The organism is Micromonospora qiuiae, from assembly GCF_016863555.1.
GTDB classification, from domain to species: domain Bacteria; phylum Actinomycetota; class Actinomycetes; order Mycobacteriales; family Micromonosporaceae; genus Micromonospora; species Micromonospora qiuiae.
Genome location: NZ_BOPC01000010.1, coordinates 1 through 20736 on the forward strand (window position 1 = coordinate 1; position 20736 = coordinate 20736).

The window sequence follows — 20736 nt, forward strand, 5'->3', positions numbered from 1 at the left end:
GCGGCTCGTCGTTGCTCAGTAGTCGGAGAGCCGATGCGGCCTGGTGCGCGGGGATCGGGGAGGCTCGGCCCCCTGCCGGAGGGCGTCACCGGAACCCGGTGCAGGTGGTTACGACGAGGACGATGCTCGGGATCGAGCCAGCGGGGCGGAACGAACTCCGGATGCCCGTCGCCGCGGGCGAGGCGGACCTGCCAGCCGTGGTGGTGCACCTGGCGGTGGTGGTGGCGGCAGAGCAGCACTGCATTGGCGAGGCTGGTGGGGCCACCATCGGACCAGTGGCGCACATGGTGGCCCTCGCACCAGCGGGGTGGGCGGTCGCAGCCGGGGAAGGCGCAGCCGCCGTCGCGAAGCACCAGTGCCCGGCGCAGTGGTCCGGTGAAGAGTCGACGCTGCCGGCCCACGTCGAGCACCTGGCTCGCGCCGCCGAGCACGGCCGGCAGCACCGCCGCGTCGCAGGCCAGTCGGCGCACCGCCGCGGGCGTCAGGGTTTGGCCGCTGTCCAACGTGCCCGGTCCGAGGCGCCCGGCGAGGACGTCGTACGCGGCGGTGACGACGACCTGAGCGGCGTCGCCGCCATGCTCGGGCAGCTCATCGGCGCGCAGGGCGAGTCGACAGACGTCACCGAGCGCGTCGTGCCGGCGCTGCCCGGGCGAGCGCGAGTCGTCCGGCCCGCTGGGCGCGGTCAGCGGCTCGATGGCGGCCCGCAGCAGCGCGGCGGTTTCAGCGTCGAGGCTGCCGGCCAGTCGGGTCCGGCCGTCGCGCAGATCGGAGAGAGTGAGCTGTCGCTCCCGGGCGGCGCGGGCGGCCTCGGCTTCGAGGGCTTTGGCGGCGGCTGCCTCGGCGACCTGTGGGGCCACGTGGTCGAGGATGCGCGCGCCAAGGCGACGCAGCACCGTCGGATCGAACTGCCCGGCCCACTCCACCAGGAGACCGGCGGCCTGCTCAGCCGCCTCGGTGCCTGCCTCCCGCGACACCTGCGCCACAATGTCGATGATCACCCGCGCCTGCTCCTCGTCGAGTTGGCCACCGCCGAGGGCGAGTCGGACCTGGTCGGGCCCGGCGTCCAGCGCACCGGCGAGTTCGACCAGACGGCGAGCGGCCGGCACACCGAGCCATAGCCGGTCGCGGAGCCAGACCGCGGTGGACGAGGCCCCCTGCGCCGCCGCCAGCGCACGGCCATCCAGCTCACGAACGAGGACCAACTTCACTGCGGCGAGCCGCTGCTCCAGCCGGTGCACCATGTCGAGGGCATCGACGAGGTGCCCCTCGGGCATGGCCCAGGCTGCGACGTCGACGCACGGCCGCGTCGCTGCCTCGGCCCGCTCCAGCTCTTCCAGCACACCGCCACGCTAGAACATACGTACGACAATCTGCCACTCCTCGCCGACGGCCCACCGAAGCGCGGCCCGTCAGCGGCGTCAGACGTCGGTGACGCGGATGCCGGCGTGGGCCTTGTAGCGCCGGTTGATGGCGATCAGGTTGGCGGTGAACGCTTCGATCTGGTGGGCATTGCGCAGCCGTCCGGCGTAGATGCCCCGCATGCCGGGAATACGCGCGGCGAGCGCGCCGACGATGCCGACCAATTCCCGCTCCTCGGTGCAGATCAGCACGTCGAGGTCGATCCGGTCGATCTCGGGGTCGGCCAACAGCGGCGCGCTGACGTGATTGAACGCCGCGCAGACCCGGGAGTCCGGCAGCAGCGCGGCGGCCTGCTGGACGGCGCTGCCCTCGGGCACGGGCAGTGCGTACGGGCCCTGCTTGTCGAAGCCGAGCGGGTTGACGCAGTCGATGACTATCTTTCCGGCGAGCGGCTCGGCAAGCGCCCCGACGGTGGCGGCGTGCCCGTCCCAGGGCACCGCAACGATCACCACATCGCTGCGCCGGGCCACCTCGTCGTTGTCCGCCCCGGTCACGCCGCCGGCCGGCACGCCGGGCAGCGCGGCGATCTCCTCGGCCGACTGGGCGGCCCGCTCCGCCGAGCGGGAACCGATCAGCACCCGCTGACCGGCGCGGGCGAACCTGTAAGCAAGCCCTCGGCCCTGGTCGCCGGTGCCGCCGATGATGCCGACCGTGAGCCCGGAGACGTCGGGAAGGTCGCTCGCGTCGTATGCCATGCTCGCCATCCTCGCAAATCCACCCGCCGGGCAGCAGCGACCCGCGCTGTGACAAACCCCGCTGCCGTTCGGGCCGCGGGGTCAACCCGGGCAACGCGCCGTCCGCCCGGTACCCACCGCGGTCGTGCCGGCCATAGACCGCCGGGCGTACGCCGGGCCAGCCGACGCGCGGCACCGGGGCGTCCGGTCGGAATCACCGTTGCCGTGCCTCCCTGCCGGGAGCGGTCTTCCGCACGCTGGCCGCCTGCGCCGCAAGGCGTGAACTCCGGCGAGATCACCGGACGGCCGGCCCGCGCGAGTGGCCTGCCGTTACCTGGCCGCCCGGCACGGTCCCGGGGAGAGCTTCGCCCAGTCGGGCGCGACGATGGCGGGGAAGGCTGCCCGGTGCCTCGAATCCGGCAACAGGGTGGTGGCGGCGAGGGAATCCAGGCCTGGTCATGCTGTGCCAATGGTGGGCGGCGCGGGATGCGGCATGTCGGGGTGTCCGGGCCGATCGGGTGTGCGCAGGTTGCGGCATGTCGCGGCATCCCGTCCGGTGAGCGGCACGAGTTGCGGCATGTCGGGGTATCCGGACCCGCAGAAGCCGCGAGTTGCGGCATCCCGTGCGGCAGACCGCGACGAGCAGCATCCCATGCGGCAGACCGCGACGAGCAGCATCCTGTGCGACGGTGCTGGGTGCAAGCGGCACCTGGTCCGCGATGTCACCGGTTGGTCACCGCACGGGTCAGGACCCGCCTCGCCGCCACCGGGCACTGCCGGTGTCTCTTGTTCACCGGCGTCCGCTACGCCGCGGTCCTGCGGGTCGGTGTCCGGCTCGCCGCCGAGGTCGTTCTCCGCGCCGGCGCCTTCGCCGCGGGCCCGCTCTTCCGGGCGGTCGCCTCGGTGGTGGCCTTCCTGGCCGCCGTCGTTCTCGCGGCTGTCTTCGCGGCAGTTGTTCTCTTGGCCGGCGTCTTCTTGGCCGCCGTCTTCTTGGCCGGCGTCTTCTTGGCCGCCGTCTTCTTGGCCGCCGTCTTCTTGGCCGGCGTCTTCTTGGCCGGCGTCTTCTTCGCGGTGGTACCTGCCCGGGTCGTGGCCTTGCGGGCCGGCGCCGTCGTCTTCCGAGCGCCGACCGAGGGCCGCGTCGGCGTCGCCTTCTTCGCGGCGGCGGCTCTCTTCGCGGGTGCCTTGGTAGCAGTGGTCTTGCGGGCGGTCGTCGTCGCGGCCGTGGCCTTCTTGGCGGGAGCGATCTTGCGCGCCGCAGCCGCCGGGCGAGCGGTCGGCGTCTTCTTCGCAGGCGCCGCCTTCTTCGCAGGCGCGGTCTTCTTCGCAGGCGCGGTCTTCTTCGCAGGCGCGGACTTCTTCGCCGCTGCCGACTTCGCAGGCGCGGTCTTTTTCGCGGGCGTGGTGCGCTTCGCCGGCGAGGTCCGGCCGGCAGCAGGCGTGCTTCGGGCCGCCGGCGCGGTGCCGGTGGCCCGGCGGGTGGACGGGGTACGGGTGACGCCTGCGCTGCGTTCCGTCGCGGCGGTCTTCCTCGCGGGCGTACGCTTCGCGGCCGGGCGGGGGGTGGCCTGCTGTGCTTCGGCCATCTCGATTCCCTCCTTGGGAATGTGCCACCGCCCTCGCGGGAGCACACGCTCTCGACGCGGAAGCATCCCCGCGTCGTCTATCTCTCCTCCCCGGCCCAACGGGCGTCCTCGGCCTCCCACGCTTCGTTGCGCTCCTGCACCTGTTGCAGGGCGTTCTCCGCGTCGGCGACCGAGGCGTACGGCCCGAGAACGTGCCGCGCGGGGCACACGTCGGCGTCGCTCTCGACCCGGTGGTGTCGCGTACACCAGTAGTAGCGTCCACGTCCGCTGTCGCTCATGCGTTTCACTGTGCACCGGGAACCGACCGCCCGCCACCGGAACACCGCAAGTCACCAGGCTCTTCCACAGTAGACGTGCAGGTCGCCCGGCAGGTGCGAAACGGTGAGATCCGGAGATTGCGGCCTCCGTCGGCTGGCGCGGCGGCCGACCCGATCACCACCAGGCCGCCGTCGACGACGGCTCGTCACCCGAAAGGCCGCTGTCGGACGGCATCAGGTGCCCGCCAAAATTGACGCCCGTGACCACCATCTCGGCCGCCACCGAGTGCCCGCGCTGCGGCACACCGACCGTCTCCCAGCTCGACGCGACGGCCTGGTGCCCGTCGTGCGAATGGAACCTGGAGGCGTACGACGCCGGCCGGAGCCGGCCGGTGTTCGGTTGGGGCTGGGTCGACCGCCGGGCGCACCGGCTGGCGTACCGGATGACGCGGGAGCACTTCGACCGGCTGGTGAAGCGGCCGATCGGCGCGACCGGAGCCGGGGCGGCGAGGGCGCTGACCATCGCGGCCTCCGTGCTGCTGCTCAGCGGGGTGGCCGCGCTCGCGGTCACCGGCGCCTGGTTGGCCGTGCGGTCGTTCCCGAGCCTGACCCTGCTGCCCGGGCTTGCCCTGCTCGGCGTCGCCTACGTGTTGCGGCCACGGTTCGGCCGGCTCGACCCGGAGCTGGAGGTACTGTCCCGGCAGCGGGCTCCTGAGCTGTTCGCGCTGGTCGACGAGGTCGCCACGGCACTGGGCGCGCCGGCGCCGCAGGTGATCGGTGTGGACGGCGAACTCAACGCGTACGCGGGTCAGATCGGCCTACGGCAGCGGCGGGTGCTCTGTCTCGGGCTGCCGTACTGGGGCTCGCTCGGCCCGCAGGAGCGGGTGGCGTTGCTCGGCCACGAGTTGGGCCACTTCGTCAACGGCGACCCGCGGCGGATGGTGCTCACCCAGCCCGCGTTCCGGACGCTGGGCGACGCCGCCGACCTGCTCCGCCCGATGGACACCGGGCACCTCGTCCGGCCGGGCGTCAAGCCGGTACTTGGCATGCTGTTCTCTGGCAGCCTCCTGGAGCGGCTCGGCGCCGCACTGGGGAGGGTCCTGCTCGGCACCCTGTCCCGGCTGTTCGCCGCCGGTCACCTGGTCCTCGTCTGCCTGGCCCTGCGGGAGAGCCAACGCGCCGAGTACCTCGCCGACGAGATGTCCGCGAAGGTCGCCGGCTCCGACGGGACGGCCCGCCTGCTGGACAGCACGCTGCGCCTGGAGTCGATGGCGCTCGCCGTACGCCGGGAGTCGCTGGCCGGGCACGGCCCCGACCGGTGGCGGGCCGCAGTGGCCGAGTCGCTCGCCGCCGCCGCAGATCGGCTGCCGCAGCTCCGGCAACTCTCCGTACGCGAGGAGGCGTCCTTGTTCGCCTCACATCCGCCGACCGGACTGCGGCGGCAGATGCTGGCCAGCCGGGACTGGCACGACCCGTTGGTGGTCCTCACCGAGGCTCGCGCGGAACGCATCGACGCCGAGCTGGCCAGGGAGTACGAGCGGGTGCGTCGCCAGATCAGCCTCCGCTGAGACGGTTGTGCCGGCGGCGACCGGTGGCCGGCTAGGGTCACCGGCGATGGGTTGTGGTGAGCGGGGAGTTCGGGGATGAGTGAGCCGCTGCGGCGGTACCTGACCGACCTGGTCGCGGCCGCCGGTGAGGTGCTCGGCGAGAAGCTGTGCGGGGCGTACGCGGCGGGTTCGGTGGGGCTGGCGGCGTACCAGCCCGGACGCAGCGACGTGGACGTGGCGCTGGTCTGCGCCGGCGCGCTGGACCGGGCGGTGGCGCGGGAGCTGGTGGCGCGGCTGCGGCACGAGGCGCTGCCCTGCCCGGCGCGCGGTCTGGAGCTGGTCGTGTATCAACGGGAGGTGGCCGCCTCCGGCTCCCCGAGCCGGGGTTCGAGGTCGAGCTGAACACCGGCGCGGGGATGGACTTCCGGGTCTCGTACGGCCCGGAGGAACGCCCCGCCGCCGACGGCCTGTTCTGGTACGGCCTGGACCGCAGCATCCTGCATCAGAGCGGGCAGGCTCTGCTCGGCCCGCCCGCCGCCGACGTCTTCGCCGACCTGGCCCGGGACGATTTGCGCCGCCTGATCGTGGCCGCGCTGCGCTGGTGGCTCGATCGGCCGGTCCCACCCGGCGACGTACCGGCGCCCGGCGCGGAGGATGCCGTGCTCGGCGCCTGCCGTTCCTGGGTACGCCTGCACCGCGGGGTGTGGCTGCCCAAGATGGCCGCCGGCCGGCGGCTGCTGGCTGACGGCGGACCCCTGGTCGACGCCGCCGCCATCGACCTGGTCGAGCAGTCGATCGCGGCCCGTACCGGCGGCACCCCGCCGATCGGTTCGCAGGCCCGCGCGTTCCAGCGCCGGGTCCTCGCCGACCTCACCGCCCAGCCGCCGGTCTGAGGTCCCCCCAGTCCACGAAGCCGGCGAGGTTAGGCCCCCCGACGAGCGGGTAGGGCGGTGCGTGGCTACGACAGATTCAGCCGGAGGGGTGCCGGCGCGGGCAGGACAACCAGGTGGCGGCCGGCCGGGTAGGCGACCCAACATCCTGTTCATCCTCGCCGACGATCTGGGCTGGGCGGATCTGGGCTGTTACGGCTCGTCGACGATTCGCACGCCGAATCTCGATCGGCTGGCCGGAGAGGGGATGCTGTTCCGCCACGGCTACGCGTGCACGCCGTGGTGCTCGCCGACCCGCATCGGGTTGTACACCGGGCGCTATCCGACCCGGTTGCCGGCGGGCCTGGAGGAGCCGTTGACCACCCATGCCGAGGGCAACGGGATCCCCGCCGACCATCCGACCCTGTCGTCGTTGCTCCTGAGCGCCGGTTACGAGACGGCGATGTTCGGCAAGTGGCACTGCGGGTGGCTGCCCTGGTACAGCCCGCTACGCAGCGGCTTCCAGACCTTCTTCGGCAACCTCGACGGGGCGATCGACTACTTCGAACACGTCGACACGGTGGGCGAAGCCGATCTGTACGAGGGGGAAACGCCGGTGGAGGAGGTTGGCTACTACACGTCGCTGATCACCGAGCGCGCGGCCGAGTTCGTCGCCGCGGACCGCGACAATCCCTTCTACGTGCAGCTCAACTACACCGCGCCGCACTGGCCCTGGGAGGGGCCGGGCGACCGGGAGGTCGGTGCGGAAATCCGGCGCAGGTTCAGCCAGGAGCCGGTGCCCACCCCGTTGATCCACCCTGACGGGGGCTCGCTGGAGAAGTACGCCGAACTGGTCGAGGAGATGGACGCCAGCATCGGGAAGGTGCTCGCCGCGCTGTCCGCGGCTGGCCGCACAGACCACACCATCGTCGTCTTCACCTCCGACAACGGCGGTGAGCGATGGTCGGATAACTGGCCGTTGGTGGGCGAGAAGGGCGATCTGACCGAGGGCGGCATCCGGGTCCCACTGATCCTGCGCTGGCCCGCCGCCATGGCCGCCGGTCAGGTCACCGACCACCCGATCAACACCCTGGACCTGACCGCGACACTGATCGACGCAGGCGGGACGGCCCCGGACGAGGGCAGCCCACTGGACGGGGTGAACCTGCTGCCGTGGCTGATCGAAGGCGCCGACTTCCCCGAGCACGACCTGTTCTGGCGCACGTCGAATCAGGGGGCGTTGCGTCGCGGCCGGTTCAAGTACCTGTACGACCGCCGCGACCGGTCGGTGCTGGGCAACTGGCCGCGCCGGCACGGCCCCTTCCATCTTCTGTACGACGTGACCGTCGATGGCCGGGAGCAGGCGAACATCGCCGACCACCATCCCCAACTGATGGCGGAAATGAAAGCGACCTGGGCACGGATCGAGGCCGAGCTGCTGCCCTATCCGCCGAGTCATCCGGGCGCACCGAAACCGTCAACGGCGAAACCCGCCACCAGTGAGCCGGACTAGTGAAGGCGGTGCGGTAACGATGCGCGGTCTCCTCGCCACCGTCGCGGACCTCGCGGTCCTGGTGTTCGCCGTGACGTCGATGCTCTCGGTCGGGTTCGCCCACTCCGCCAAGGAGATCCTCGGCCCGCTGCGCAACCTGTGGGCCCTGGCCCGGGCACTGCTGGCCAACTTCGTACTGGTTCCCCTCCTCGCACTCGGCATCATCTGGGTCTGGCCACTCGACCGACCCCTGCAGGCCGGACTGATCCTGGTCGCGATGTCCGCCGGCGCACCATTCCTGATCAAGCTGGCCGAGGTGGCACAGGCCGAGGTCGCTCTCAGCGCCACCCTGCTGGTGCTCCTGCTGCCCGTCACCGTCGTGTACGCGCCGATCGCCGTGCCCCGGGTGCTTCCCGAAGCGGACGTCTCCGCCGGTGCCCTCGCCGTACCGCTGTTCCTGACCATGCTTCTTCCTCTCGCCGCCGGTCTGCTGGTCAGCTCCCGCTGGCCGGCCCCGGCCCGGCGGTGGGGGCCGGTCGCTCGCCGCGCCTCGACCCTCGCTCTGGTGGTGATCGTCCTGGCCACCGCACTGGCGAACCTCCGGACGATCGTCGCCCTGTTCGTGGAGTGGGCGATCGTGCCGGCCGCCCTGGTGGTCGCAGGCGCGTTCGTGATCGGCTATCTGCTCGGCGGAAGAGACCGCAACGCCCGCGAGGTACTGGGGCTCGCCACCTCGCAGCGGAACATCGCGGCGGCGACCGTGATGGCGACGCAGGGCTTCGTGGACAACGCCGCAGTGGTGATGGTGATCGTGACCTCGCTGGTGGGCTTCGCACTGCTCTTTCCCGTCGCGGCCCTACTGCGCCGACGGAAGCCCAACCCCGCGGCGCAAACCGGTTGAGGTGGCGGTCCGGGCAGTCCTGTCGATGCTCTCTGAACGGGAGCCGTCCGCTGCTACTCCACCGCGATTCGTACGGTCTGCACATTCTCGGCCACAGCGACCTCCAGAATTCGAGGCCCCTCGCTGCGGGTGACCACGCTGATGCTGCCATCACGCTCGAGATGGGCGAGGCGTACGCGCGACAGATCCGCTTCGATTCCCGCGCCACGAAGAGCCTCGTCGAGGTCCCGCCACGAGACGTGGCTCTTCCGCATCGCGGCGCGGTCGGCATGCCCGTCCGCCACCAGCAGGACCGGCCGGTCCTTGACGATGGGACCGAACCAGTCGAAGTGATAGGACAGCGCCGCTACCAGCCGGTGCAGCATGATGAGCACGAAGCCGGCGAACCAGACCGCGACCAGCCCCAGGGTGTTGGTGATGGCGCGGCTCATGACCGAGCCGAACATGATCGCCACAACCAGGTCGAACGCCGTCGCCTTGCCGAACAGGCGTTTGTGCCCCAGCCGGACGATCGCCACCGCCACCACGAAGGTCAACACCGCGCGAAGTGCCATCTGGCCGAGGTTGAGTTCCTCCGCGCCGACGCCGAGCAGCGACTTCAGCAGGTCCATGCATCCCCTCGCCCACTTGAAGTCCACTCACAACGCTAAAAATAGACAAACAGATTGTATGATAATAAGGCGACCAGGCCGGGTGAAGCGGACACCAGGGCTGTGCTCGATCAAACGCGCGGCACGCGACGCAGCCATCCCAGGAACCTGGCGTACGCGGCCACTGGGTCGGGAGGCTCGGGGCAGATTCGGGTCAGGTCGGCCGTCGCCTCCCGAAGCAGGCCGGCCAGGTCGACGGCCAAGTTCCGACGCTGGCCGGCGTAATCGGCGAGCAGTTCCACCCGAGCCGGGCCGCAGGGCCACGGGTGGGCGCAGCCGGTACAGATCCAGATCGGGCGCAGCGGCGCGTGACGTTGACGCATGCGTACCTCCTGGACAGGCCGGCGGGCTTCCGGTCTCGGCCGACATCCGCAACGATCGCCTCGGGCCGCCTGCCCGCACCAGGTGTCACCCTGGTGACAGGCCGAAGTCCCCTCGCCATGTCCCCAGCCAAGGACCGATACTGATGACATGGCTGAGGAGGCCAGCGATTTCGATCTACCCGTCTGGGCACGAAGGCTCAGGGCCGAGCGCTCTGCTCGAGGCTGGTCTCAGGGCAAGGCTGTCCAGGCGATGCGGGCGCACGCCGCTGAGCGACTGCCCGCCGACAGCACGCTGCTGCGGAACTGGAAAAGGTGGGAAGCCGGCAGTTCCAAGCCTGACGGCTTTTACAAAGCGTTGATCGCCAAGACCTTCGGCACCGTGACGGCGGCCTTCTTTCCACCGGCGGCACCGCGCGACGCCGAGGCGGAAGTCATCGCCGCCACGGGGATGGAAACCGTGGAGATCCTCGCCCGGCTGAGAAGTTCTGATGTCTCCGACGCCACCCTGCAAGCGCTTCGAATCACGGCAGACCGTCTCTGCTGCGAATACCCGTACATGTCTGCCGAACAACTCCGGATCGAGGGCCGTTCCTGGCTGCGTCGTATCACCACGCTGCTGGAGCGCCGGCTCACGCTCGCCCAACATCGAGAAGTGCTGAGCCTCGCGGGCTGGGTCGCGTTGCTCATCGGCTGCGTCGAGTACGACCTTGGGCTACGCCGCATCGCCGAGGGCACCCGCAAGGCGGCGCTGACCCTCGGCGAAGAGGCGGGTGACGCCGCCGTCACGGGCTGGGCCTACGAGCTGCGCGCCTGGTACGCGCTCACCCAGGGCGACTACCTGGGCGTGGTCGCGGCGGCGGAGGCCGGCGAAGCGATCACGACCGGCAGCAGCGCCGCCGTGCAACTCGCCGGACAGAAGGCCAAGGCGTGGGCCCGGCTCGGCGACCGGCGGCAGGTGGAGAAAACTCTGGACCGGGGCCGGACCCTGCTGGAATCGTTACCGTACCCGGAAAACACCGACCATCACTTCGTAGTGGATCCGGCGAAGTTCGACTTCTACGCCATGGACTGCTACCGGCTCGCCGGCGAGGACCGGCTCGCCAAGATGTACGCCGGACAGGTCATCCGCTCGTCGACCGCCCCCGACGGGACCGAACGCAAGCCGATGCGGATCGCCGAAGCACGACTCACCCTCGGCGTCGTGGCGGCCCGAGCGGGCGACCTCGAAGCTGCGGTCACCCATGGCCGGCGGGCGCTGCACGGGGAGCGCAAGTCGCTGCCGTCGATGCTGATGTGTTCCCGGGAACTGGCAACGCTGCTACGCGAGCGCTACCCGAAGGAGCCAGCGGCCACGTCATACCTGGACGAGGTGCGCGCGCTCACCACAGCCCAGGCAAGGTAGGTGCCGGGCGACGGACTCGGCCGGCCCTACTTCGTCATCACCCGGGACAGGAACCACAACCCGGCCTGTTCACGGTCTCGCAGCCAGCGAACCCGTGGTGTCTCATCGGGTCGGGGCGGCCAGTCACGGTAGGGCAGAAAGGCCAGCCGCCACGCGATCACCAGGTAGAGGTAGAGGCCGAAAGGGCCAATGAACCACCACAGTGCGTCGCGACGGCGGTAGGAAACGTGCGGCGCAAGCCAGGCCGTGGCCACCATCGGAACCACGATCCAGCCTAAATCCGCGAGCGGGCCAGCTCCCATCCTGCCCTCGATCAGCTCACGGATGATGATGGACGGCACCACCACCCCGAACACCAGCAGCGCGACGATCAACGTCCGTGACGCTCGTCCGAGTGGCGGGCGCGAACTGAGCGGATCATCGGACATGGTCCGAAGGGTAGGAGCCAGCAGCAATCGTCGACCACCAGGGGCGGACGGCGAGCGGCAACCCGTTCGGAAGCATCGAGGCCAGAGCCAGGGCTCTGGCCTCGATGATCTTCATGCGGCCTTCGTACTCGACGGGTTCGCGGTGGGCTGCTTGGCTGGTGACCTGGCCGGGCCATTTGCGGTAGAGCAGGCCGTGTTCGCGGGTGAAGTAGCCCTCGCTGACCGCGCTGGCGGCCAGAAGCAGCCCGGTGTCCTCGGAAGCCGGCAGGGCCATCCAGCCACCGAGGGCCAGGAGCAGGTCCCGGCGGATGCAGAGGGTGGCGGGGTGGACCTGGGCGCGGTAGCCGTTGGCCTGCCAGAAGGCCAGCACGGCACCACGGCCGATCAGTCCGCCGTCCGGGTCCCTGTCCCATCCCACCGTTGACCCGTCGGGCAACAGGTCCAGCACACGGGACGTCGTCCATCCGATCTGCGGGTGAGCGTCGAAGGCGGCGATGTCCCGAGCGAGGGCGCCAGCCGTGAGTTGGTCGTCCGCGTCGAGCACCTTGACCAGGTCGCCGGCCACGCGGGACAGAGCGAGAGTACGAGCCACACCCGGCCCGCCGGGACGACCACCGCCGATGCTGATGCGAGAGTCGTCCGGCAGCACCCCGGTCAACACGCCGGTCTGCCCGTCCTCCTGGACAAGCCACTGCCAGCCCCAACCGTCGGGCAGTTCCTGCTTGACCAACGAGTCATACGCCCCGGCCAGGTACTCGCCTCTCGGCGCGTGAACCGGAGTGATGACCGAGACGAGGTGCGTCGCGTCCTTCACCGTTGCAGTTTGTGGGAGGAGACAGACTCGCCCCGGCATCACCACGTCGGCGCTCGTCACGCGGCTCGGTTTCGGGCATGGCGCCTGTTACGCGAAGCGGTGCCCGGCTGGTTGCTCATCGCGTTGGTCTGCCGTTCCTTACTCGGGTCGAGCACAATGAGCGGTCATTGCGGCGGGAACCTGACATACAAGTTGACGGGGCAGCATGTTATGGGCTCTTGTCGAGTCATGCAGGTCTCTGTCACCGCCGCCGCGATCTCTGGCGTGGTTGCGCTAACAATAGGAATTGTCAGCAGCTTGTTAGCGTGGCTCCAGTTTCGGCGGGAAAAGAGCAAGTGGCTCTTCGAGACAAAGATGGCGTGGAGCCTTGAGTTGTATAAGCTGCGCTTGGACTGTTATCCAGCCGCATTCGATGCGATGGCCCCACTTTCCCACGGCGCAGCCGAGCCGATTACGGCAAATGGAGCCTTGAGTGTCGCCACAAATCTGAACAAATGGATCTATTCTGCGGGTGGAATGTGTGCCAGTTCTACCACCAGAGGAGCCATATTGGGCCTACGAATCCTGTGCAACAAATGGCATGCCCAAGGCCGGAGGCCAGAGGAGCTGTATGCGTTTCGCAACCTATCTCTCCAATCCCTGCGCCATGACCTCGATCTGCTTGGCCTAGAGAAGTATGACTTCCAGGATACGAAGACCTGGCTTCGAGATCTACAAGACGAGTTGAACGCACTTCAAAGCAAGAAGGCAAAGGCTTCAGCTTCAGGAGTAGCGGGAGTTCGCCAGACCGGGGCGGTAACAGCCGTGTGGCGACGACCGCGTCCAAGGTAAGACCGGCGGTCGGCCTGGTCGTGTGGTCAGGGTTTCAGCTGCCGCGCCAGTCCAAGCCCGGGACTGGCTTACCAACGAGTCACCGAATCGCGGCACCCGCTCCACATCCAGGACAGCTCAGCCCTTCACACAGTCGCCGGCCCCACTCTGGAACCACCCAGCGCCGATCCGAAAAGGTCCCCAGGACGGCGCAGCCCACCCGGCCCAAGGCAAGCTTGAGCTGGTGGGCGACGGACGAGTCGACCTGTACGCCGGATTATGAACGCGAGACGCGCCCTGAGCAGGCGTTCTGTTCGTCATGCACCCGCTCAGGGCGTCGCCAGGGCGTCAGGGCTTTTCGTCGGGGCTGAACAGGTTGTCGATCGCGTTGCGGGTGCGTTCCTCGCTGGCCGGCATCAGGTGCGTGTAGACGCGGAGGGTGAAGCCGGGGTCGGCGTGGCCGAGGTACGACGCCAGGGCCTTGATGCTCTCCCCCGCGTCGAGCAGCGACGAGGCGTAGAAGTGGCGTAGCGCGTGCATCCCGGTGGCGCGGGTCGGCGTGATGCCGGCCGCCACGACAGCGGGACGCCAACTCTTGTTGTCGAAGGTGCGCCGGTTGATCGCACCACGTCGGGTGGTGGTGAACAGCAGCGGGAGTGACCCGCTCGTCGGTGGCCGGGTCCTCCCACGGCAGGGTGAGCGACACCGGGGCGAAGTCGTCGATGTGCTGCCGCAGCACCTGGGCGACGGAGTCGGGCAACGGTATCCGGCGGTCCCGGTCATTCTTGGGCAACCCGAAGACGAGCCGGGAGCGGACAAGCTTGACCTGACGGCAGACGTGCACCCACCCCGCGTCAAGGTCGATGTCGTCGACCCCGAGGCCAAGGATCTCCCCCTGCCGCAGACCGCAGCCGGCCCCGAGGTCGACCATGGGGCGGTATCGCTGGGCGAGGCCACCGCGGATTGCCGAAACTTGTTCATACCGCCACGGCACCACCCGGCGTTGCACCGGTCGCGGTGGCTTGACCGACTTTGCCGAACACGGATTCTTGGCAATCCGCTCGTCATCGACCGCCGCGCCGAGGATGGTCCGCAGGTGAGCGAAGACAACGGCCCGAGTCGCCGGAGCCAGCTTGCCGACCATGCTCGCGTCCCACTCCCGGATATGGCCCGGCTTAATTTCGGCCAGCTTCTTGGTACCGAAGAACGGCAGCAAATGCTTGCGTACCCGGAACTCCGTGCTCTCCCGGGTCGACTCATCGAACGAACGCGTCCGTAGCCAGGTCTCCGCGTACTCCGCGAAGGTCATTCGACCGGCGACCGGGTCGACGTACGAGCCGCGTAGCTTGTCCGACTCGGTCGAGACGAGGAATGCCTCAGCCTCACGCTTGGCCCGGTCCGGGAACGACTTCTTGCGCTCCTTGCCGTCCGGGCCGATGTACCGCACTCGGTAGCGCAGGCCCTTGCCGAACAGTTCCGTCTTGACCCGCTCCCGCTGCCCACCGGGGTGGCGCAGCGTCTTGTACCAGCGATCCTCTACGTGTCCCATCAGGCCGCCGCCTGCTCACGTACCCAGGACCGGACCGCTTCTGGCTCGTACCGCAGGTGTCGGCCGACCCGGGCCGCCGGCGGACCGTACTTGACCTTGCGCCAGCGGTACAGCGTTTCGGTTGGTACCCGCAGGTACGCCGCCACGTCCCGAATCGTCCAGAGCCCATCGTTCGCCACCGTCACAGCCCCTCCCCCGTCGTGCCGTCCGTTCCTGTCGGTGCGGTGTCGCGGAGCTGGGCGGCGCGGTCCTTGGCGGCGAGGAGTTCGCGGCGCCAGCGGGCACGTTCCCCGATCGCCCGTAGCAGCCGATGGGACATGGGTCCCACGTCGGGATCGTCGGGACGGGCGAGTTCCCAGGCGTGCCGGACCGGTTCGACGGTGGCGCCCTGGTCGTCGACGCCATCCAGGCCGACGCTGACGCCGAGCAGCGCCCGTACCCAGGCCCGTACGTCGTGCTTGTGGTCGCTCAGCGTCTTGCCGGACCAGTCGCGGGAGATGAGGATGCGCCGGCCGCCGATGCCGAGGGTGTCCCGTTGGTGCACTTTGCCCTTGCAGCGGCCCGGCTTGAGCTTTGCGTGTGCCCGCTTCGGTTGGATGCCGTAGAGCAGCCAGTTCGCGCAACGGTCGGTGCACGGGGTGATCTGGAGTGCCTGCCAGAGCCGGTCGAGGTGCGCCCGTTGCCGGTCGGTGGTGATCTTGTGGGCGTCGCCGGTGTGTTTGGTGATGTATTTCGTGATGTAGCGGATCGTCCGTTCGGCGTCTTCGGTGCCGGGCATGACGCCCCGTGCGTCGACTTGGGAGCCGAAGCGCACGACGTGCACCGGTTCGGCGTCCGGGTCGTCGTCGATGGCGTCGAGGGCTTCCGTCCAGGTGGTCAGCGGCGCGCGGGTGTCGGGTCGACCCATGCCGAGGTCTGTTCGTCCCAAACGGGTAGCCGGTCGAGGGTGTACCGCTGCACATCCACCGCCGGCCACCACACCTGGTGATAGGTGGCCGCCGCCACGGTGCGCAACACGTCGCGAGGAATGGTGCCCCGGATGGCGAAGTGCGCGTGTGGAGCGAGACGGCGTTGCGGCTCGACGCAACCGGCGTACTGGACATTCCAGCCCTCACAGCGGCGCAGGTTCTGCCAGAAGCGGTCCAACAACCGAGGGAAGTGCACGGCGTCCCAAGCGGCGCGGCGGTAGTCGTACCGGTCGGGGTTGAGCGGAGTGCCGTCGGGGCGAACCGGGCCGTAGGAGTCGAGGGTGAGCGTGAGCCACATCGACGGCCGGTAGGTGGTGCCGTCCGGGGCGGTGTAGGTCTTGCCGACGGTGCGGCGCTCGACCTTGCGCCGAGGCAGGTCGGGGGCATCCTGGCGACGGCGGGTGGAACGCTTGCGGCGCCGGCCGGTGTCGTCGTCGGCCTGGTCGTCATCGCCGGTCGAGCGCGGCGGAGCGATCCGGCCCCGGAGCCCTTCGGCCGCGATTGCCTCTTCCACTTCGCGGATTGCCTCGTCGAGGTCTTCGACCTGGTCCCACTGGCTTGCCCGGGATGCCTCGTCACGGGAGAACTCCAGGTGCCCGCGTAGCAGGATCAGCGCCTTCTGTTCCTCGGTCGCCGGGTCCGGTGGCGGTAGCGGCTCGTCGTCGCGGTGCCAGCCTTCCCGGATCTGGGCCTGCCGCAGCCGGCGGTTTTTCTTCGCGCAGGGCGCGCACTTGTCTTCGCGGGTGGCGCCGCAGGGCAGGTCGATGACCTCGGTCAGGCCGGTGTTCAGGTCGGTGCGACGCATCGCGAGAGGGCGGACGCAGACGCCGTATTCGGCGGCGATTTCCTTGAGCACGTCGACCGAGCGGGGTAGGGCCATGCGGGCCGCCCGCGACCCCGGCCGAGGTGGTGCAGCCGGGGTCGGGGCGGGTTCGAGGCCGGGCAGGGTGGCAGCGGTCATCGGATGATCCCGACGACGTGCGGCCGGTTGGGCTGGACACGTGGAGGCAGCACGGTCAACGCAGCCGGGACAGCCGGCGGAGCGGGCGCGGCCGGGCGGACCGGTTCGACATCGGTGGCCGGGGCGGGTTCCTCTGTCCGGGACGCGGCCGGTTGCTGCGGCTTGACGGCCGGCGGGGTGATCGGGGCGTTCGAGAGGACGACTTTGACCAGGGCGAGGAAGGCCAGCGACGGCACCGCCGCCACGGTCCAGCCCCATACCGACGGTTCGGCTTCCGCGACCTGGGCGGCGAGGGACAGCAGCGCGAACGCCACCAGGAGCAAGGCGACCAGGCCGACGGGACGACCGGCGCGACGGCGGGCGCGTAGGTCCAGGCCGAGGTATATCGCCATCAGCTCGACGGCTACGGCGTTGGCCCAGCCGATCCAGTGCGGCTGACCGTGGGCAACGGACAGGTCGTGAACGTGAGTGAAGGCGGCAGCGCCGGCCATGGTGCCGATGGCGAGCAGGATCACCAGGCGTACCGCGGATTCCGTGCGCGCGTTCATCGCCACTCCTCCAACGGCTTCTCGCGGATGGTCAGGTCGATGCGGATGCGCCGGCCGTTCATGTCGTCGCGGCGGTTGACCATGTGCGCCAGGCCGTGCAGTGCGGCGGCGGTCTGGTGGGAGGGGCCGACGAGCCGGATGCGCAGCGGACGCCGGAGCCGGTTGACGATGCGGGTGAGGGGGTTCACGGCGGTTACCTCCGGGCCGGTCGAATGTCGGTGCGGATGTAGTCGGGAGGGGCGCCGAGGGAGGCGACCGCTTCGGAGAGGCAGCGCCACAGCGCCCACGCCTCGTCGGGGGTCAGGGACATGCGTCGCCGGCCCGCGCCGACCGCGAGATAGACCGGGTACGGGTCGGGCCGATCCGGGTCGACGCGGACGGACACGGCGGTGACCGGGTCGGGGGTACGCAGCCGGTAGAAACGGCGACCGGTCGCGGTCATCGGCCGTCACCGCCGGTGTCGCGGTCGAGGAGGTTGCGCAGCGATTCGGGCAGCAGCGGGCCGGACGGTTTGCGCGGCAGCGGTGGCCGGGCCGGTTCGGTGGCGGTTTCCCGGCCGACCTGGGCGAGGATGTCCGCCGCGTCGACCGGCGCCGGGTACTGCCGCGCCATGTCGCGGATGTCGTCGTCGGAGACGTACGAAAAGCGGACCCGCATCGGATCGGGAGTGCCGTCGAGGATCACGTACCCGACGCCCTTGGCCCACCGGGGCATTTGGTCAGCCAGTGCGCCCCGGTTGCGGGCGCCGTCGCCGAGGACCATGTCGACCTGTGACGCCTCGGTGAGGCCGAGCGCGATGCGGGTCGGGAACAGGTCCCGGAACGGCAGCACGTCCTTGCGCGGGTCCTGCAACGCGGCCACCACGAGGACGCCGACGCCGGCCCCTTGGGACAGCAGCAGGCCCAGCGACGACGCGATGCGCTTGCGCAGCTCGACATCTTGCAGGTAGGCGGTCAGTGCGGCCATCTCGTCGACGACGACCACGACCAGGGGGTCAGCCTCGGTCGGCGTGTGCACCCGTACCGTGCCGGCAAGCCGGGTCTGCCGTTCCCGCAGCACGGTGACGGCCTCGTCAAGGAGATCGGCCATGGCCTCGAACGACTTGCAGGCGAAGCGGGCGAACATCGGACGGCCGAGCGCGAATTCCATCCCGCCCTTGGGGTCGATCACCCAGAGCCGGACGAGGCCGGAGGCGATCCCGCCGCCGAGCACCCGCACCAGCGACCACAACACCGACCCCTTGCCGGAGCGGGTCGCCCCACCGACGAGAACATGCGTGGCGAGGAGGTGCAGCGACCAGGTACGCAGGTCTTCTCGCCGGGCCAGGGGCAGCGCGGTGAAGTCCGGCACCGCCGGCACGTCGAACGGCTTCACCATCGTGCGCAGCGCATCGGTACGCACCACCGCCAGGTAGACCAGCGTCGGCCGATCTCGGTACCGCACCCGGTCGACCAGCCGCAGCAGCCACGCCGCGTGTCCGGTGCGGGTCGGCGGGTCGCCGGGGCGTTCCGAGTAGACCCGGACGTATCGCCGGCCGAAGGCGTATGCAAGGTTGGCGCTGACCGCCTGGAACTGTTCCGGTGTCTGGCCCCGGACCATGCGGACAGTCAGCACATCGAGCGCCTGATCCGAACGCACCCGCAGCAGTTGCGGCAGGACCGGCCGATGGTCGTACGTGTCGGCGAGCCGGCACAGCGTCATGGCCTCCCGCCACACCCGCCGGTAGACGAACACCCGCCGGAACGAGCCGAGCAGCGGACCGGCTAACCAGGTCCACCAGGACGACTCATCCCGCCAACGCCACACCGCCGAGGCCGCCGATCCGAGCACCAGCGGCACCACCAGCCCGGACCAGCCGAACTCGACGTACAGCCACAGCGCCAGCAGCGCCGAGCCGGTGGCCACCGGATGCCGCAGGCACCACCACACCGCCCGCCCGGACCAGCGCAGCACCAGGCCGAGCAGCACCGCCCAGAGCGGCAACTCGAAGCGCTTCGGCCGGATCACCATCAGATCCCCGGCCGAGGTCATCACCACTTCACCGCGAGGCCGCCCGATCACCAGGCACCCCGCAAAGACCGAACCCGACACACGCCACACCTGGGCCAGCCACGGCCAGCCCGACGCCTACCCTTGGACACGTCACGACCTCTCTCGACAGAGCAGGGGAAGAGACACCAGGGGCGGGGCTGCCGTCCGCCAAGACCAGACAGCCCCGCCCCCACCAGATGCGGCTACGCCGCCGCCTTCTTGCCGCCGACCACCGGAGCCCGCAGCCCGGTCGCCCGCAGCGAGTACGCCATCCGACCGTTGTTCGCCACGTACGGCGTCACCGTCATCCCGTCGAACTCCACCGCCTCGAACGGCGCACCCGTAGGCGGCACCGGCTGGTAGTCAGCCGAGATCTTCACCGTCGTCTCCCGCGACCGCTTCCCCAGCTCAGGGTCAAGGTCCATCACCCGGACCTGCCACACCCGCTGACCGGTCACCTTGTCCTTAGCCGGGGACCGCCGGCCGGTCTTCTCGTCGTAGTCCTCGACCTCACCCAGCGACTCGGGCACCAACGCGCACCCCGCCGGGAACACGTCCTCGAACCGCACGGCGAACCTCGTCCCGCCACGCAGAGCCATCGCTCACCCTCCAGGTTGTTAACTTGTCTGCCAAGTTGCGGTCCAAGGTAGACGGCACTTGGCAGACAAGTCAACAAGTGGTTGGAAGTCAGCGCAGGGAAGCACTCAAAGCTCGGGGTTCAGTCGAGGTCAGGCCGCCGACTGACCGACTGGCAGGCGCGCCCACCAGGGTGACGCGAGCCAGGGCCGCTACGGACGTGCGAACCACTCAGCGGTTTCTCGAGTCGGTTCCGATCGCAGAATTCAGTAACGCAGTAGATACTGCACTCGAGATCCGACGTGTAGAGTGCAGACAACTTGGTACGAGAACTTGGTACGAGAACTTGGTACGAGAACTTGGTACGAGAACTTGGTACGAGAACTTGGTACGAGAACTTGGTACAAGAACTTGGTACAAGAACTTGCTATGACAACTTGCTACGAAACCTCAGTAGTTGAAGTGCGCGCTAGGCGCTTAGCGCACGTGGCCTCGACTGGACAAGCCACATCCATGCAGGCCGCCAACGACGAACGAGCCCCCGCCGTGCCGGCCAAAGCGAAGGCGGGAGCCCGTCCACGGGGCTCGGCTCACTCTTGACGTGAGCCGAGCCCTACCCAATCTTTGAACATTGCCACGATCAGCGCCGCTACGATGGCCGAGACGAGCCTGACGAACCAGCCCCCCACAGGCCTCATCCAGCGGAGTAGACGAGGACAGTTCATGCGGGCCATGCCGCGCAACCGAAGCTTGGCCCGCCGGTGATACTTGGTCAACACTCCACCTCTCACGACGCGAAGAATTCGCCGCTAACCCTCTAGCGACGTCCTGTGTCGTGCATCGCGTGGCTGGTCGAGTTGACCCAGAATGAATCCTAGCGCTCAACGCGGGAGAAATTGCAAGTCACGCCTCCCAATTTCGGCGCATCTCA

At 69.5% G+C, this 20736-nt stretch carries 21 protein-coding genes and 2 pseudogenes; 6 read left to right on the forward strand and 17 right to left on the reverse strand.

What is annotated here, in order from left to right; genetic code table 11:
• From Vqi01_RS03340 to Vqi01_RS03355, 4 genes are all read right to left on the reverse strand, one after another.
• Nucleotides 1-1340: HNH endonuclease signature motif containing protein (locus Vqi01_RS03340; protein WP_204032872.1), on the reverse strand; the 1340-nt coding region annotated here is incomplete at its 3' end.
• 78 nt (nt 1341-1418) lie between these two features.
• Complete coding sequence (gene npdG / locus Vqi01_RS03345; RefSeq protein WP_204032875.1) at nt 1419-2114, reverse strand: NADPH-dependent F420 reductase; 696 nt, start codon at nt 2112-2114, stop codon at nt 1419-1421.
• 782 nt (nt 2115-2896) lie between these two features.
• Nucleotides 2897-3679, reverse strand: a complete 783-nt coding sequence (locus tag Vqi01_RS03350) for a histone (RefSeq protein WP_204032877.1) — start codon at nt 3677-3679, stop codon at nt 2897-2899.
• A 77-nt stretch (nt 3680-3756) separates the two neighbouring features.
• Nucleotides 3757-3957 (reverse strand): hypothetical protein, encoded by a 201-nt coding sequence (locus Vqi01_RS03355; RefSeq protein WP_204032879.1) that lies wholly within the window; start codon nt 3955-3957, stop codon nt 3757-3759.
• A 239-nt stretch (nt 3958-4196) separates the two neighbouring features.
• Between Vqi01_RS03355 and Vqi01_RS03360 the strand changes: the two genes are divergently transcribed.
• The 5 genes from Vqi01_RS03360 to Vqi01_RS03375 all read left to right on the forward strand — a co-directional run bounded on the left by Vqi01_RS03360 (nt 4197) and on the right by Vqi01_RS03375 (nt 8745).
• Entirely contained in the window at nt 4197-5504 is a 1308-nt protein-coding gene (locus Vqi01_RS03360; RefSeq protein ID WP_204032884.1) for a M48 family metallopeptidase, read from the forward strand.
• A 75-nt stretch (nt 5505-5579) separates the two neighbouring features.
• Entirely contained in the window at nt 5580-5885 is a 306-nt protein-coding gene (locus Vqi01_RS30515) for a hypothetical protein (RefSeq protein ID WP_239098145.1), read from the forward strand.
• Nucleotides 5886-5899: 14 nt separating this feature from the next.
• Entirely contained in the window at nt 5900-6376 is a 477-nt protein-coding gene (locus tag Vqi01_RS30520) for a hypothetical protein (protein ID WP_239098146.1), read from the forward strand.
• A gap of 88 nt (nt 6377-6464) precedes the next feature.
• Complete coding sequence (locus Vqi01_RS03370; protein ID WP_204032886.1) at nt 6465-7865, forward strand: sulfatase family protein; 1401 nt, start codon at nt 6465-6467, stop codon at nt 7863-7865.
• A gap of 19 nt (nt 7866-7884) precedes the next feature.
• Complete coding sequence (locus Vqi01_RS03375) at nt 7885-8745, forward strand: bile acid:sodium symporter family protein (RefSeq protein ID WP_204032888.1); 861 nt, start codon at nt 7885-7887, stop codon at nt 8743-8745.
• A 53-nt stretch (nt 8746-8798) separates the two neighbouring features.
• Here Vqi01_RS03375 and Vqi01_RS03380 read toward each other — a convergent pair whose 3' ends face one another.
• Nucleotides 8799-9356 (reverse strand): DUF421 domain-containing protein, encoded by a 558-nt coding sequence (locus tag Vqi01_RS03380; RefSeq protein ID WP_204032889.1) that lies wholly within the window; start codon nt 9354-9356, stop codon nt 8799-8801.
• Nucleotides 9357-9466: 110 nt separating this feature from the next.
• Nucleotides 9467-9718 carry a flavin reductase gene (locus Vqi01_RS03385; protein WP_204032891.1) on the reverse strand — a complete coding sequence of 84 codons (252 nt, stop codon included), beginning with the start codon at nt 9716-9718 and terminating at the stop codon, nt 9467-9469.
• A gap of 250 nt (nt 9719-9968) precedes the next feature.
• Here Vqi01_RS03385 and Vqi01_RS03390 point away from each other — a divergent pair, with 250 nt between their 5' ends.
• Complete coding sequence (locus tag Vqi01_RS03390) at nt 9969-11120, forward strand: NsdA family TPR-like regulatory protein (protein WP_204032893.1); 1152 nt, start codon at nt 9969-9971, stop codon at nt 11118-11120.
• A gap of 26 nt (nt 11121-11146) precedes the next feature.
• On the opposite strand, the gene Vqi01_RS03395 is transcribed toward Vqi01_RS03390, so the two are convergent.
• From Vqi01_RS03395 to Vqi01_RS03445, 11 genes and pseudogenes are all read right to left on the reverse strand, one after another.
• Nucleotides 11147-11548 carry a hypothetical protein gene (locus tag Vqi01_RS03395; protein WP_204032894.1) on the reverse strand — a complete coding sequence of 134 codons (402 nt, stop codon included), beginning with the start codon at nt 11546-11548 and terminating at the stop codon, nt 11147-11149.
• Nucleotides 11538-12362 carry a glycosyltransferase family 2 protein gene (locus Vqi01_RS03400; RefSeq protein ID WP_239098147.1) on the reverse strand — a complete coding sequence of 275 codons (825 nt, stop codon included), beginning with the start codon at nt 12360-12362 and terminating at the stop codon, nt 11538-11540. The genes Vqi01_RS03395 and Vqi01_RS03400 overlap by 11 nt, the downstream gene beginning before the upstream one ends.
• A gap of 1158 nt (nt 12363-13520) precedes the next feature.
• On the reverse strand, nt 13521-13955 hold the full coding sequence (locus Vqi01_RS31230) for a tyrosine-type recombinase/integrase (RefSeq protein WP_275408699.1): 435 nt from the start codon (nt 13953-13955) through the stop codon (nt 13521-13523).
• Nucleotides 13948-14721, reverse strand: a pseudogene (locus tag Vqi01_RS31235) (site-specific integrase); the annotation flags it as partial. The pseudogene Vqi01_RS31235 and the gene Vqi01_RS31230, both read right to left, overlap by 8 nt.
• On the reverse strand, nt 14721-14900 hold the full coding sequence (locus tag Vqi01_RS03415; RefSeq protein ID WP_131052065.1) for a helix-turn-helix transcriptional regulator: 180 nt from the start codon (nt 14898-14900) through the stop codon (nt 14721-14723). The gene Vqi01_RS03415 and the pseudogene Vqi01_RS31235, both read right to left, overlap by 1 nt.
• A 2-nt stretch (nt 14901-14902) precedes the next feature.
• Nucleotides 14903-16650 (reverse strand): annotated as a pseudogene (locus Vqi01_RS03420) (replication initiator).
• Nucleotides 16647-17198, reverse strand: coding sequence for a DUF2637 domain-containing protein (locus Vqi01_RS03425; RefSeq protein WP_204032896.1), 552 nt, complete (start codon nt 17196-17198; stop codon nt 16647-16649). The pseudogene Vqi01_RS03420 and the gene Vqi01_RS03425 overlap by 4 nt, the downstream one beginning before the upstream one ends.
• Nucleotides 17195-17386, reverse strand: coding sequence for a hypothetical protein (locus tag Vqi01_RS03430; protein ID WP_204032900.1), 192 nt, complete (start codon nt 17384-17386; stop codon nt 17195-17197). The genes Vqi01_RS03425 and Vqi01_RS03430 overlap by 4 nt, the downstream gene beginning before the upstream one ends.
• A 5-nt stretch (nt 17387-17391) precedes the next feature.
• On the reverse strand, nt 17392-17640 hold the full coding sequence (locus tag Vqi01_RS03435) for a hypothetical protein (RefSeq protein WP_204032901.1): 249 nt from the start codon (nt 17638-17640) through the stop codon (nt 17392-17394).
• Nucleotides 17637-19229: an FtsK/SpoIIIE domain-containing protein gene (locus tag Vqi01_RS03440; RefSeq protein ID WP_204032903.1), complete on the reverse strand. Its 1593-nt coding sequence runs from the start codon at nt 19227-19229 to the stop codon at nt 17637-17639. Before Vqi01_RS03440 ends, Vqi01_RS03435 begins: the two co-directional genes overlap by 4 nt.
• 203 nt (nt 19230-19432) lie before the next feature.
• Nucleotides 19433-19828: a transcriptional regulator gene (locus tag Vqi01_RS03445; protein ID WP_131052056.1), complete on the reverse strand. Its 396-nt coding sequence runs from the start codon at nt 19826-19828 to the stop codon at nt 19433-19435.
• Nucleotides 19829-20736 lie beyond the last annotated feature (908 nt).